10 protein-coding genes are annotated in these 14,267 nt (G+C 69.3%); 2 read left to right on the top strand and 8 right to left on the bottom strand.

Annotated elements, in window-relative coordinates; genetic code table 11:
* Window positions 1-343 precede the first annotated feature (343 nt).
* Both RIC11_RS04840 and RIC11_RS04835 read right to left on the bottom strand, forming a co-directional pair.
* Entirely contained in the window at window positions 344-1,015 is a 672-nt protein-coding gene (locus tag RIC11_RS04840) for a 3-keto-disaccharide hydrolase (RefSeq protein WP_350208901.1), read from the bottom strand.
* Window positions 1,016-1,194: 179 nt separating this feature from the next.
* On the bottom strand, window positions 1,195-1,614 hold the full coding sequence (locus tag RIC11_RS04835; RefSeq protein ID WP_350208899.1) for a secondary thiamine-phosphate synthase enzyme YjbQ: 420 nt from the start codon (window positions 1,612-1,614) through the stop codon (window positions 1,195-1,197).
* 106 nt (window positions 1,615-1,720) lie between these two features.
* On the opposite strand from RIC11_RS04835, the gene RIC11_RS04830 reads away from it, so the two are divergent.
* Entirely contained in the window at window positions 1,721-3,526 is a 1,806-nt protein-coding gene (locus tag RIC11_RS04830; protein ID WP_350208897.1) for a hypothetical protein, read from the top strand.
* Between the two features lie 170 nt (window positions 3,527-3,696).
* On the opposite strand, the gene RIC11_RS04825 is transcribed toward RIC11_RS04830, so the two are convergent.
* The gene (locus tag RIC11_RS04825) at window positions 3,697-5,064 is read right to left on the bottom strand and encodes a methyl-accepting chemotaxis protein (protein WP_350208895.1); all 1,368 of its coding nucleotides are present in this window, start codon (window positions 5,062-5,064) and stop codon (window positions 3,697-3,699) included.
* A gap of 464 nt (window positions 5,065-5,528) precedes the next feature.
* Here RIC11_RS04825 and RIC11_RS04820 point away from each other — a divergent pair, with 464 nt between their 5' ends.
* The gene (locus RIC11_RS04820; RefSeq protein ID WP_350208893.1) at window positions 5,529-6,857 is read left to right on the top strand and encodes a UDP-glucose dehydrogenase family protein; all 1,329 of its coding nucleotides are present in this window, start codon (window positions 5,529-5,531) and stop codon (window positions 6,855-6,857) included.
* 362 nt (window positions 6,858-7,219) lie between these two features.
* On the opposite strand, the gene RIC11_RS04815 is transcribed toward RIC11_RS04820, so the two are convergent.
* The 5 genes from RIC11_RS04815 to fliD form a co-directional block, all read right to left on the bottom strand.
* Window positions 7,220-7,756 carry a hypothetical protein gene (locus RIC11_RS04815; RefSeq protein ID WP_350208892.1) on the bottom strand — a complete coding sequence of 179 codons (537 nt, stop codon included), beginning with the start codon at window positions 7,754-7,756 and terminating at the stop codon, window positions 7,220-7,222.
* Between the two features lie 348 nt (window positions 7,757-8,104).
* Window positions 8,105-9,463: an Nramp family divalent metal transporter gene (locus tag RIC11_RS04810; RefSeq protein ID WP_350208890.1), complete on the bottom strand. Its 1,359-nt coding sequence runs from the start codon at window positions 9,461-9,463 to the stop codon at window positions 8,105-8,107.
* A 36-nt stretch (window positions 9,464-9,499) separates the two neighbouring features.
* On the bottom strand, window positions 9,500-10,351 hold the full coding sequence (locus tag RIC11_RS04805; protein WP_350208888.1) for a menaquinone biosynthesis family protein: 852 nt from the start codon (window positions 10,349-10,351) through the stop codon (window positions 9,500-9,502).
* A 183-nt stretch (window positions 10,352-10,534) separates the two neighbouring features.
* Complete coding sequence (locus RIC11_RS04800) at window positions 10,535-11,053, bottom strand: flagellar export chaperone FliS (protein ID WP_350208887.1); 519 nt, start codon at window positions 11,051-11,053, stop codon at window positions 10,535-10,537.
* A gap of 26 nt (window positions 11,054-11,079) precedes the next feature.
* On the bottom strand, window positions 11,080-14,187 hold the full coding sequence (fliD, locus tag RIC11_RS04795) for a flagellar filament capping protein FliD (RefSeq protein WP_350208885.1): 3,108 nt from the start codon (window positions 14,185-14,187) through the stop codon (window positions 11,080-11,082).
* Window positions 14,188-14,267 lie beyond the last annotated feature (80 nt).

The raw sequence follows: 14,267 nt of genomic DNA, 5'->3' as shown, positions 1-14,267 counted from the left end.
AGTCCCGCGAAGTGTTTCGTCACCCAGGGGCGTTGCACCCCTGGGCGTCGACGCGGACGGTAGCTTCCGTCGGGGGGGTCGTTCCGTGAACCCGGCCGCGTCTACGAGCGAAAATACTTGCGACCCGGCTGGGTGTCAGGTGTTTTGTAGGAAAGTTAACGAAAAAACGCGGCCTCCCGCGGGTGGCCGCCGCTGTTGCCGCTAGCGAGACAGCGAATTCCACCACGCCGCCGCACCGGCCACGACCAGCCTGGTGCAGGATCGAGCAGCCACGCGACGGGGTATCGTGATCCCCGCAACCGCGGCGTCCGGCCTCGCCCACCAACGCGCGGCCTGGCTCATCTCAGTCGAGGGGCTTCACCCACACCTGGCGGTAGCGGACCGTGCTCCCGGGGTCGTGCCCCTGCAGCGCGAAGGTCCCCTTCCCAAGCTTCCGCTCGGCCATCCGGCCCTCGCGCTCGACGTTCTCCGGCTCGGTGTAATCGACCGTGACCTCCCCGTCGACGCGGATCACGACCCGGTCTCCCTCGACCTTGACGTGCTCCACGTACCACTGGTTGTCCTCGACGGGAGACTCGTCGAGGATGTCCACCACGCCGTAGAGGCTGCCGGTCTTCCGCCGGTCTTGATAGGTCTGATTGACCTGCACCTCGTAGCCCTTCGCGGGCCAACCCTCTTCCTGGTACTCGGTGTGGAAGAAGACGCCGCCGTTCGAGTTCGGCTCGGTCATCACCTCGACCCACAGCTCGAAGTCGTCGAACTGGCCGCCGTTGACATCGCCCGTGTAGAAGAGGTGCGCCCGGTCGCCATCGGTGACGATCGAGCCGTCTTCCACCGAGAAGGTGTCCGGGTGTTCGCTCGCTTTCCAGCCGGTGAGGTCCTTGCCGTTGAACAGCGGGATCCACCCGTCCGCCTCGCTCGGCGTGACGGTCAGCTTCTCGGGCTGGTCGAGCGAAGCCTGAGCCAAGCAGGCGGCGGGGAACAACACCAGGGCGGTCACGATCAAGCGTGTCATGCGAAGCGGGTCCACAGTCGATAAGGAACGCGGGAAGCCCGTCGCGGCGCCCAACGCGCCGAAGACGGAAGAGAAGGCAGTGTCAGGATACTCAGAATCACGATACCAAGCAGGACGCGGAGGTGTCGGTGCGACCCGCCGCTTTCCCATCGCAGCAGGCCTCGACGGGGCCCCAGGCGTCACTCGCCGGCGAGCGTCAGCACCAGCCGCCGCGGCCCGCCGTGGTCGCGGTGCTCGCACAGCGTGATCCCCTGCCACGTGCCAAGCGCGAGCCGCCCATCGGCCACCGGGATCGACAGGCTCGCCCCCAACAACGACGCCTTCACGTGCGCCGGCATGTCGTCCGGGCCCTCGGAAGTATGCGTGTAGGGGAAGGACTTAGGCGCAATCGCGTTGAAAGCAGCCTCCAGGTCGACGCGCACGTCGGGGTCGGCGTTCTCGTTGATCGTCAGGCTGGCCGACGTGTGCTGGATAAACACGTGCAGCACGCCGGCGCGGGTCTCGCCGATCGCCGGCAGCGCGTCGACGATGCGGTGGGTGATCAGATGGAACCCCCGCGGCATCTCGGGGAGCTCGAGCGTCGTTTGGGACCAAGGCATAGAGGGCTCCCGGCTGTCGGCTTTCGCGTTTCGGCTTGGTGCGGTCCAAGCCAAGCGACCAGAATAGGCCCCAGAGCCGACAGCCGATAGCCAACAGCCCTGTCTCATGTTCGACGACCCCGCAGCCCGCCACCGGCGCAAGCGCAAGAGCCTGCTCACGCTGTGGCTCGTCGTGGCCACGGCGCTGTTGCTGGTCGGCTTGGCGGCCCACGTCACGTTCGGTCCGAACCCGCCGATCATCGTCAGCAAAGAGACGACGTTCCTCACCGAGCCGCTCGGCCCCGACGGCTTGCCCGACTACGCGGCCGCGCTCAACGCCCACTATGGCAAAGGGGTCACGCCAGAGAACAACGCGGTTGTGCCATTCCTCAGGGCGGTGTGGCCGAAGGAGCCTGAACCGGAATGGGGCATGAGCATCGCCGAGGCCGAGTCGCTCGCCCGCGCGATCGGCGTGACGGGCGACCCCCTGCCGATGACCCCCCTCGACACGCCCCAACGGCGGCTGGAGGTCGTCGAGCTGCTCCGCGGCTTGATCCGCGACGGCACGCTCAAGAAAGCCAAGCCCGGCGACTGGCTGGGGAGCGCTGCCGCGGACAATGCAGAGTTCTTGAAAACGCCCGCCGCGATCGCCGCCAAAGACCCGCGGGTAGAGCAACTGATCTTCGCATGCGACCCGGTCAAACGGCCCTTCACGGCGACTCAGTTGCCGTTCGTCGCCGCTTGGCTCGAGGAGAACGAGGACCCGATTGACCTGATCGTGGAAGCGACGAATCGGTCCCGCTGGTTCGCACCGATGCTCTCGGAAGGAGGCGGATTCGAAGCGTTCCTTGAGTTCGAGATGTCTCTCTTTCAAGAGCAGCGGAACGCTGCGAACACGCTGCAAACCCGGAGCAACCTCGCCCTCGGCGAGGGTCGCCATGCCGACGCGGCCCGCGACGCGCTCGCGATCGTGCGTTTAGCGGCGCTTGGCGCCGAGGGACCGTTCTGGATTAACCAATTCGTCGCTGTCGCCATCGGTGGCGTCGCCCTCGATCAGATCGACCATGTGGCCGCGCACGCTAGCGCGACTGAGGAATCGCTCCGCCGGCTCTTACAGAACCTTCAAGCGACTGGCCCCGCGATGAGGATCGCTGAAGCGACCGATCGCGGCGAGCGATACTTCGGGTTGAGCATGATCATCGCCTGCTCCGGCGGAGACCTTGACTTGGGGCTCGATGAGGCGCCTCTCGCGCTGGCTGGTACGTCGGTTGACTGGAATCCGACACTAAGAGCGGTGAACCACTGCTGCGACGAGCTTGTCGCCGCGACCAGGTTGCCGACCACTCGGCGCCGCCTAGCGGCTGCCGAACGGATCGATCAACGACTAGGCGCGGCTGAGTTCAACCTTCGCGATTGGAGGCTGCTCACCCCGTCCGGCCGCGGGGCGATGGTCGCTCCGGTGTTAAGCGCTTCCAGCTTCGGAGGCGCTCAAGCCATTATGATGGCAGGGGAACGCATTTCTGTGCGCCGACGGCTTACTGAAACGGGGGTCGCGCTCGCGGTCTATCGCGCAGCGAACGGCGAGTACCCCGAGAAGCTCGACGCCTTGGTTCCCGGCATCCTCGACACCGTTCCCGCCGACCCGTTCGGCAGCGGGCCGCTCGTCTACCGCCGCACGCCCGGCGGCTACCTGCTGTACAGCGTCGGCCGCAACGGCATCGACGACGGCGGCTCACTTGAAGCCCAAACTTGGTGGGGTCAATCAACCTACGATGGCGTGCCGGTCGACGACGTGGGCGAGCCGCACTACGACCCGGCCGACCCCTCCAAGGCCTTCCCGGCCGACGCAGCCGTCGACATCCCCGAAGGGGCCGACGACATGTCGCTGCGCGTGCCCTTGCCGGTCGAGCCGTGGCCGTGGGAGCAGTGGTGAAGGAGTAGGCAGCAGGCAGCAGGCAGCCAGCGCGACCTCGAAGCCCGAAGCCCGAGGTCCTTCCTCAAAACCAGCGGCGGCGGACGCTTCCCTAGAGGATGCGTCCGCCGCCGGCTGCCCCAACATGGTGTGGCCGAATTAGGTAGGTGGCCCGACGACGCTCGGCGGCGTCAGGCGTTCGGGTTTTCGGAGAGCTTCACGAGGCCCTCGGCGGTCTTCGACAGCTCGGCCATCGTGATCGACTGTTCCTCGATCGCGGCGGCCACCGTGTTGGTGTTGCCGGAGACCTCGCTGACGCTGGCGGTGATCTGGCTGATCGCCTCGGCCACCTCGGCGATCCGGCTCTGGATCTCCTGGACCGACTGCTCGATGCTCTGCGTGGCGCCGCTGGTCTCCGAAGCGAGGTCCTTCACCTCGTTCGCAACCACCGCGAACGAGCGGCCGCTCTCGCCCGCGCGGGCCGCCTCGATCGTGGCGTTCAGCGCGAGCAGGTTCGTTTGGTCGGCCAGCTCTTGGATCACGCCGACCACCTTGCCGATCGCGCGGCTGCTCTCTTGCAGCGCGTCGGTCGCGGCGTTGGACAGCTGCGCGTGGCTCTCGGCCTGCTGGGCGAGGCTCGCGGTGCGGGCCACGTTCTTGCTGATCTCCTCGATCGTGGCGGCCATCTCGGTGGTGCTGGTGGCCACGCTGTGGCCGACCTGCTGGGCCTCCTTCCGCGTGCGGAGCTGCTCGGTGACGAGCGTCCAGGTCGCCATCGCGCCCAGGTACTGGCCGGCCTGGTCGGTGATGGCGGTCACCAAGAGGTCGAGCGACTCTTCGCCGACATTGATGATGGTCTTTACCGGCAGGTTCGACGGGTCGGCGAGGACTCGCCGCTGGTGCGAGGGGTCCTTGTGGAACTGGTCGATGCACGTGCCGACGATCTTGTCGACCGGCACCGGCAGCAGGTGCTGGATCGCGCGGAGCGTGCGCAGCGAGGCCGGGTTCATGTAGCGGACGACCAGGTCGCGGTCGGCGAACATCACGTTGATCGGCAGGTTCTCGACCATGTTCGACAGCCGGAAGGCCTCGTCGCTCTCGCGCTTGGTCGCGGTGATGTCCGACGCGATCTTCACGACCTTCGTCACGCGGCCCGACTTGTCGATGACCGGGTTGTACGACGCGCTGATCCAGATCAGCTCGCCCGACTTGGTGTACCGCTTGTACTCGCCGGATGCGAACTGGCCGCGGGCCAGGTCTTCCCAGAACGCGCGGTACGCGGGGCTGCCCGCTTCCTTCGGGTCGACGAAGATCCGGTGGTGCTTGCCCTGGATCTCGCCGAGCGAGTAGCCGAGCACCGAAAGGAAGTTCTCGTTGGCGTGGACGATCTCGCCGTTTGGCGTGAACTCGATGATCGCCTGCGACCGACCGAACGCGTCCAGCACGTCCCGGGAGTCGTCGGCCGGGGCGATCGGTTGGGCGTCGGCGCCGGTTGCGGCGGATGCGATACGCGACGACTTGCTCTTGGTCATGAACATGGTCTTTCCGATTGCCAGCATGCGGGGGCGTTGGGGAGCGTCGCGCGGGGCCTGGCGGTGGGCCCCTACCGACACGCGGCGCCGACAACGGTTGGTCACGATCCCGTGGCGTGCGGCCACGCATCGACGATCGCAGCACGCCGCAGGCGACGGCCGTGCGACGCGACAAAACGGCCAACGCGTTCACCCGCGGGCCGAGCGCCGCCGGCACGACCGCGCGAAACGATCCCGGCAGCGGGGGAGAGCGGCCGCGGAAATTTTGTGGAAATTTGCCGCCGCTTCTCGGGGTTGGGCGGGTTGGGCGCGTCGTGCGGCCGCGGCCCGCGGCATTCGGCCGCGACGCGGTCGACGGGGCGCCGGAGCGAAGTATCATGGGCGGTCGCCCCGCCCCGCGGCGGGCCCGCCGGCGGGCGCCTCGGATCGTGCTCCCGGGTGGCCCGCAGGGCGCCCCCACCGCCACCGCCTGACTCGCTCGGCCACCCGTCATGAAGATCGCTGTCATTGGAACCGGCTACGTCGGCTTGGTCACCGGTACGTGCTTCGCCAACAGCGGCAACGATGTCACCTGCATCGACATCGACGAGAAGAAGATCGCGGGCCTCAAGAACGGCGTGATCCCGATCTACGAGCCGGGCCTCAAGGAGCTGGTGCTCCGCAACGCCGAGGCGGGCCGGCTGCACTTCACCACCGACACCGCTTCCGCGGTGGCGCCGGCCGAGATGGTCTACCTGGCCGTCGGCACGCCCCAGGGCGACGACGGCTCGGCCGACCTGTCCGCCATGTGGGCCGTCACTAAGGCGATCGCCCCCCACCTGCAAGACGACGCGATCGTCGTCACCAAGAGCACCGTGCCGGTCGGCACCAACGCGAAGATCTTCGGCATGCTCAAGGAGCTCACCGGCCGCGAGTGCCACGTCGCGAGCAACCCCGAGTTCCTCAAGGAGGGCGCCGCGATCGACGACTTCATGAAGCCCGACCGCGTCGTCGTCGGGGTGCGCTGCGACTTCGTTAAGGACAAGCTGCAGCAGCTCTACTCGCCGTTCCTGCGGACCGAGAAACCGTTCCTGTCGATGTCGCCCGAGTCGGCCGAGATGACCAAGTACGTGGCCAACGCGCTGCTGGCCACGAAGATCAGCTTCATCAACGAGATGGCCAACCTCTGCGAGAAGATGGGCGGCGACATCAACGACGTCCGCCGCGGCATCGGCCACGACAGCCGCATCGGCTTCGCGTTCCTCTTCCCCGGCGTGGGCTACGGCGGCAGCTGCTTCCCAAAAGACGTCCGCGCCCTCACCGCGATGACCGAGGAGAAGGGCAACCTGCCCGAGATGCTCCGCGCGGTCGACAACGTGAACGAGCGGCAGAAGACCGTGCTGTTCGAGAAGGTCAAGTCGCACTTCGCTTCCGACGGCGCCGACCTCGCCGGCAAGCGGATCGCCATCTGGGGCCTGGCGTTCAAGCCGGAGACCGACGACATCCGCGAGGCGCCCGCCCTCGTGCTCATCCGCCAACTCCAGGAGGCCGGCGCGAAGGTCGCCGCCCACGACCCCGAGGCGATGGACAACGCGCGGGCCGAGACCTCCGGCGTCGAGTTCGCCGAACGCATGATGGACGCCCTCCGCGGCGCCGACGCGCTGTGCATCTGCACCGACTGGAAGGCCTACCACCAGCCGGACTTCGCCGAGATGTACCAGCTGCTCTCCTCGCCGGTCGTTTTCGACGGCCGCAACCTGTACGACCCCGGGCGGATGAAGGCCCGCGGCTACTGCTACCACTCGATCGGCCGCGTCGCGGTCGATGGCCGCAAGGGCTGATTGTCTCGATACAAGGCGCGCCGCTCGGCTCTGGCTGATGGCGATGAGCTCGATCGCCGGCGAAGAGATCCTCGTCGACGAGTGACCCGACGCGCCGGCCGGCGGTCGCTGGAAACGTGGCGCGTTACGCGCCCCGACAAACGCGCGTAACGCTAAAACGGGCGATTCTCGGCGCAAGTCGTTGCCGCGTCGGCGGTTGTGAAGCGTTACGCGCGGCGCCGGCGTTACGTTTCGCGCTGCGGCGGCGTTCGCGCGAGATTCTGCGGTCGGCGGCCCTATTTTCCGGCCCGACCACGGCAGCGTAGGCGAATTGGCCGCCTGTCGGGCGGTTGTTTGGGCCGCCGAGGCGCCACGGCATCCCCTCACACCAATAGCGGCCCGCCGTCGGCTTCTTCCCACGCTTTGCGGACCTCGCCCAGGCCGTACACGCAGAGCTCGAACTCGTCGCTCAGGCGCTCGAGCAGCTCGCTGGGGGCGGTCTCTCGGTCGACGCGGATGCGGCTGGCGGCCGCGTAGCTGAGCTTGCCGAGCTCGCGGTAGTTCAAGAGCGCGTCCTTGCCGCCCGCGTGGCGCAAGCGGTCGGCCACGTCGGGGAACACGCCGGTCCAGAAGAGCGTGAAGTCGCCGATGTGGCGGTGCAGCCGGCGGCGGGCCGGGCCGCGGCGGGCCTCGGCCTCGGCCAGCATGTCGGCGACCTGCGTGAGCCGCTCGCCCCGCACGCCGCGGACGCTGTAGATGTCGTCCGACGCGATGAAGCGGGTCAAGAGTTCGGTCACGTAGTCGATCAGCGGGGGGTCGGCGACCCCCAGCTCGGTCATGAACGCTTGCTCGGTCACGCCGGCGAAGAACCGGCGGGCGGCCGACTCGTCGCGGTCGGCTTGGGGGCGGTCGTCGCGCATCTCTGGTCGCTCTCCGGGGCACGGGCGGATGGCCGGGCCTCGCGGGAGAGGGTCACACACCAGCAGCGATCGACAGGGGCGGCGAGACCCCGGGTCGGTCGCCTCGAGGGGGGGGATTCTCTGGCCCCGCGAGCCGCGCCGTCGTGGTTCCTTGCGACGGCCGTGCCAGAGCCCCTGGCCAGACCGCCGCCGCCTGTGGCAGCACCGATATTCTACTTGGCGATTCCGGGCGAGGCCAAAATCGGACCAGGCGATAGGATCGGCATTTTTGGGCGGTTCCCCGCAAGGATTTTTAGGCCGCCGAGACTTCAGCCCTGCCAGAGGCCGGCCTGAGCCAGAGGGCGCCCGCTAGAGAATCCCCAGCGCCCGCGACAAACCGAACAGGGCGAACAGGGCGATCGACGTGCAGCTGATGGCGAAGGCCGTGTCGTACAGGCGGCCGGGGCGGATCGCTGCGACGTTCTCGGAGCGGCGGAACACGATCGCCGCGAACACGACCAGCAGCAGCAGGGCCGACGTGGCCACGCCGCCCAGGACGATCATCATGACCGGCGCGTCGTAGATCAGGAAGACGGTCGCCCAAGCGAGCGGGAAGACCCACGAGAGCACGACGATCGCGCGGCGCCGCGAGCGGGTGTCGCGGAAGTCGCACCAGCCGAGCTGGCTGAACGCGTCGGCGAAGATGCGCGTCCACACGGCCAGCGCGGAGAAGAGCGTCGAGAACAGCACGGTGAACGCGCCGAACAAGAACACCCCCTCGGCCCACGCGCCGAGCGAGTTGGTGTACATCTCGGCGAGCGTGCGGATCACGCCGGTCCCCTCGGGCGTGAGGCCTTGGGCGTGGAGCACCGCCGCGCCGAGCAGGTAGAACGCGGCCGTGACGAGCGTGTACGCGGCCATCGACAGCAACGCGTCGGCGTACATCACGCGGATCCAGCCGCGCGCGCGGCGGCGCCAGTCGGGGTCGTCCGCGGCGCGGGCGCCGGCGTGGGCCGCGTAGCCTTTCTCGAGCATCCAGTACGGGTACTGCATGACCTCGTCGCCGCCGACGCCGGTGAGCCCGAACGCGCCGAACACGACCAGCAGCGTGTGCGCGGGGAGCTGGAAGGTCAGCCCGCTGAGGATGTCCGCGGCGGAGATCGCGTACTCGGTCCACTGCAGCGACACGACCGACGCGAGCGTCAGCGCGGTGAACCCACCGAGCAGCGAGAGCGCGACGCGTTCGATCGTCGTGTACCGGTTTGTGGCCACCAACACGGCCACGAGGATCGCGAAGCCCCAGCACCAGATCCAAACCGGCAGGCTCGGCAGCACCATGTTCATCAGCAACGCGAGGCTGCCGATGATGCCGCCGACCTGGAGGACCTTCAGCGGCTGCGCGGCGAGCCACAGCCAGATCGGCCAGCTCACTCCGGCGGCCGCGGGGCCGGGGATCTTGTTGAACGATTCCATCACCGTTTCGCCGGTGAGGATCGCGTGGCGGCCGAACTGCAGCTGCAGCGCGACCTTGATCACGCAGCTCAGCAGGATCACCCACAACGCGGTGAATCCGGCCTCGGCGCCCAGCGCGGTCGTGGCGATCAGCTCGCCCGACCCGACGATCGCGGCCGACAGCACGAAGCCCGGCCCCAAATACGGAATCGCCTCGCGCCAGCTCGTGGGCGGCTCGAGCGGCGCGGGCGCCGGGGTCTGGGTCGGGTTCGACAAGGGCGCTGAGCGAGGGGGAGAGGAGGCTCGCCCCCTTTATCGCCCGACGAACTCCGGCTTGACAAGCTCCGGCAGCACGCCGGCCGCGTGGCCGCGCTCGAGGAACAGGCGGACCGACTCGCGGCCCTTCTCGCCGAAGTCGCGGGTCCAGTCGTTCACGTACATGCCGACGAACTTGTCGGCCTTGGCGTTGTCCAGGTCGCGGCCGTACTGCAGCGCGTAGTCGAGGGCCGGCTGGCGGTGCTCCAGGCCATAGTCGATGCTCTGGTAGAGGAGCTTCTCGACGTCGGCGATCGCCTTCTCGCCCAGGTCCTTGCGGATCGCGTTGGCGCCGAGCGGCAGCGGGAGGCCGCCGGTCTCTTCGCCCCACCACACGCCGAGGTCGACGATCAGCTTGAGGCCCGCGTCGGCGTAGGTGAGTTGCCCCTCGTGGATGAGCAGGCCCGCGTCGACCGGCTGGCCCTCCCACTCGCCCGCGGCCACGGCCGGGATGATCTGGTCGAACGGCACGAGCACGTGGTCGAAGTCTTGCCCGAGGAACAGCCGCAGCGAGAGCGTCGCGCTGGTGAGCTTGCCGGGGATGGCGAGGCGCCGCTGCCGGAGGTCGTCGGCCGAGAGCGCTTCGCGGGCCACGACCATCGGGCCGTAGCCGTCGCCCATCGACGCGCCGCAGTTGCACAGCAGGTACTTGTCCTGCAAAAACGCGTACGCGTGGATGCTGACGGCCGTCAGCTCCAGCTCGCCGGAGAAGGCCCGCTGGTTGAGGGTCTCGATGTCGACCAGCTCGTGGGTGAACTGGTATTCGCCCGTCGGGATCAGGTCCTTCGCCAGGGCGTAGAACATGAACGCGTCGTCGGGGTCGGGGCTGTGGCCGACGCGGATGAGCATGGGGAGAGGCTGCAGGCTTGAGGCGGGAGGCGGGAGAGGCTGCGGGGCGGTCCGCACCGCTCGGCCAACCGGATTTGGTTGGCAAGCGTTCACGGCTGGCCAGCAAATGCTACGGCCTACAGCCTGTGGCCTACAGCCTCCCTAGCTCCGGCCTCCCGCCTGCGGCCTGCCCGCGGAGCGGGCTCAGGCCTCGATCGACAGGCCGCCGGGCGTTGCCGGGTGCGACCCGTCGAGGTGGGGCTTGGGCGAGGGGGCCTTCGCGCGGGAGGCGACCTTCCCGCCGGGGTGGGCGGCGGCAGCGGGCCGGTCGTCGGCGGTCGGTGGGCCGTCCTCGGTCAGTCGGGCGACGGCCAGGCGCCAGGTCTCGCGCTGGATTTCGAGGACGCGGATCGCGTCGGCGACCTGTTGCTTGTCGCCGTTGACGTACACGCTCGTGAGCCGCGCGTAGATGTACGCGTACAGCTGGGCGAGCTTGGCGTTGAGCGCGTCGGTGTCGTGCCGCACGCCGACCAGCAGCTCCTCGACGATGTCCATCGCGCGGAGCAGCGGGGGGTGGTACGCGAGCTCGTCGCCGCGCAGCACGCCCTTCTCTGCCTCGCGCGCGAAGCGGATCGCGCCGTCGAGCAGCATCAGGTGCAGCTGGGCGGAGTTGGCCGTGCGGACCTTCGCCTCGAGGTACTCGCGATTCTTGTCGTTTGTCATCGGGCTCCTTGCGGGGGGCGGTTCGCTCAGCGTTGGCTGCCGCTGTTGGTTGACTGGCGACCGATCGAGAGGGGTTGGATCGAGCCGAGCGCGTCCGAGTTGCTCTGGAGCAGGGCGATCGTCTCTTCCATGCGGAGGAAGTCGAGCAGCAGGCGCTCGCGCTCGCGGTCCAGCCGAGCGGTGAGCGTTTCGATCCGCTCGTCGTTCAGCTCGATGGTCCGCTGGAGCGTGGCCGAGCGGGCGGAGAGCAACGAGTTCTCGTTGCTGGCGAGCTGGTCGATGGCGGCTTGCAGCCGGTCGACGGCGCCGACGCCCTCGTCGCGCCACAGCGCTTCGACCGCCTCGGGCGACTCGTCGAGCTGGCGCTGCAGCTTGGCCTCGTCGAGCTCGAGCGAGCCGTCGGCGGTCAGGCGGAGGCCGATGTCTTGGAGGGTCTTCAAGGACCCGGACACGCCGTAGCGCGAGCCCAGCAGCCGCGACAGGTCGGACTCGACGCGCACCGCCTCGCCGCGGCCGAAGAGGATGCCGGTGGTCTCTGTCTCCGCGTCGAAGTCGGTCAGCTCGCCGAGCGTGGTGCGTAGCGAATTGAACGCGTTGACGAAGCTCTCGACGGCGCCGGTCACGCGCGAGGAGTCGGGCGTGACGGTCACCGTGACCGGCTCTCCGGTCGGCTGCTTCAGCTCGACCGTGACGCCGTCGACCACGTCGGCGAACTTGTTGGTCGACGAGGTGATCGCGAACCCGTTGGGCCCGCCGAACAGGGCGACGGCGTCGCCGGCGCGGGAGGTCTGGGTGAAGCCGAGCGACGCGTCGAGGCCGTCGACGAGCAGCTCGGACCCGGCGCCGGCGCCCTCGGAGGTGAGGCTCAGGCGGAAGCCGTCGCCGTCGTTGAAGACCGCCGCGGTCACGCCGGCGCCGAGGTCGTTGATCCGCTCGGCGAGGGTCTGCAGGCCGTTGTCGGGATCGACGCGGAACAGCCCGGCGCCGTCGATTCGGGCGTCGTCGGTGTCGCCGGCGTTGCGGATCAGGCGGAGGTCGCTCGCGCCGGCGCCGGACAGGTCCTCCACGAAGAGCGTGCCGCCGCCGCCGGTCTCGTCGATCAGCACGAGTCCGTTGTTCAGGCTGTTGACCTCGGCGCGCACGTCGAGTCCCGCGTCGGAAGCGGATTGGTTGATGCGCTCGATCACGTCGGCGATGGTCTTCGTGTCGGGCAATCCCACGCCGAGGTCGACGACGAACCGCTGGCCGCTGGTGGTCGTGACCTGGAAGATCCCCAGGTCGACCCCTTCGCCGGCCAGGCGCGAGAGGGCCACGCCGCCGGCCGAGCCGTCGATCGTCGAGAGGTCGATCGAGTAGCTGGGCGAGCCATCGATCGTGGGGCGGCCCAATGCGTCGACGCCGTCGGCCTCGCCCAGGATGCCGAGGTCCGCCGCGGCCGTGCCCGAGCCGATCTCTTCGACCGTTAAGGCGCCGCCGCCGCCGGCCGTGTCGGTCAGCAGCAGGCCGTCGCCGGCGGCGTTGACCGACGCGTGCACGCCGGTCTTGGCAGCGTTGATGCGGTCGATGACGTCGCCGATCGTACGGGGCGGGTCGCCTGCCGCGTCGATGTCGATCGTGGCCGACACGCCGCTAGAGTCGGTGATGCGGATGTCGGCGAGCGCCACCCCGCGCCCGCCCGCGTAGTCCTCCAGCCGCGTGCCGAGCCCGACCGTGCGGCGCCCGAGCGAGCCGGTGTCGACCGAGTCGACCGCCGCGCTGGTGGTGAGGCCGAGCTCGGCGGCGGTCCGGCCGCCGGACGTGTCGTACACCTGGAGCGAACCGGCGCCGCCGGACGTGTCGGTGATCGTCAGGCCGTTCCGCGCGCTGTTGATCTCGGCGCGCACGCTCGCCGACGAGGCGTTGATCCGGTCGAGGATCTCGGTGAGCGTTTCCGCGCCGGCCAGGTCGACCGTGTCGGCCACGCCCGCGCGGTCGGTGATCGCGATCTGGCCGAGCTGGAGCCCGTCGGCCAGGCCGAGGTTGCTCACGAGCGTGTCCTTCAGGCCCGACACCAGGCGCTGGCCGGTGAGGGTCGTGTCGACCCCCGCGGTGGCGATCCCCAGGTCGGAAGCGAGCGCGCCGCCGCCGACGTCCTCGACCACCAGCGTGCCGCTGGTCGAGTCGGTGAGGACCAGGCGCGTGCCGTCGGCGGAGATCGCGGCCGTGAGTTGGCCGCCGAACTCGGACGCGTTGTTGATGCGGTCGAGCACGTCGCCCAGGCTGTTCGCGCCGGCCAGGTCGACCGTGGCGGACGTGCCGTCGCCGAGGGTGAAGCGGACGGCGTTCGCGTCGGCGCCGGCCTCGTCGGTGACACGCACGCCAAGGTTGTCGCGGAGGCTCGCCAGGTCGGTCGCCGCGGAGAGCCCGAAGATCGTGTCGCCGGTGAGCGTGTCGCCCGACGCGGCGTTCAGGAGGCCGAGCTCGGCGGCGGCCGCGCCGCCGCTGACGTCGCGCACACGCAGCTCGCCCGCGCCGCCGGATTGGTCGGTCAGCACCAGGCGACCGCCGTCGGCCGACGCGGTCACGTCGATCTCGACCGCGCTGTTGATGGCCTCGATCACGTCGTCGATGGTGCGCGCGGCGCGGAGGTCGACGAGGGCCGTGGCGCCGCTGCGGTCGGCGATCCGGATCTGGCCCCCGTTGAAGCCCTCGCCGTCGTTGATCGTGCTCAGGCGCACGCCGCGGTCGACTTGGCCGCCGTAGCCGAACGAGAGCACGCCGCTGCCCAAGTCGGACACGTCGTCGATCCGAGAGGACACGAACTGTGAGCCGGTCGCTTCGCGGAGCGGCACGAACTGGTAGCTGCCCGGCGTGGGCGACGCGCCGGCGTCGATCGTCGCGGCGAGCGCGTCGGCGTTCGAGGAGCGCACCAGGCGGCCGTCGAACGTGCGGCGGAGCGCGAGCGCGTTCAGCGAGACTTTGGTGCTCAGCGTGAGCGTCGCCAGCTGATCCACCGCGGCGCGCTCGGCCACGAGGCCCTCGTTGCGCGTCTTCAGACGGTCCCGCGGCCGCGCCGAGAGCGCGATCAGCTGGTCCACCGTGTCCTGTATCGGGATCCCGGAGATCAGGCCGATGCTGGACTGGATAGCAGACATGCGGACGGGGAGCGGGGCGTGCGGGCTTGCGAGGGGCGGGCGCGTGGCGAGTCGGCAAGCCTAGGTCGCGCGGCGCGGCG

It is taken from the genome of Botrimarina sp., assembly GCF_040219535.1.
GTDB lineage: Bacteria > Planctomycetota > Planctomycetia > Pirellulales > Lacipirellulaceae > Botrimarina.
Note: the sequence above shows the minus strand (reverse complement) of the source record. Positions and strands in the feature narration are given on the sequence as shown.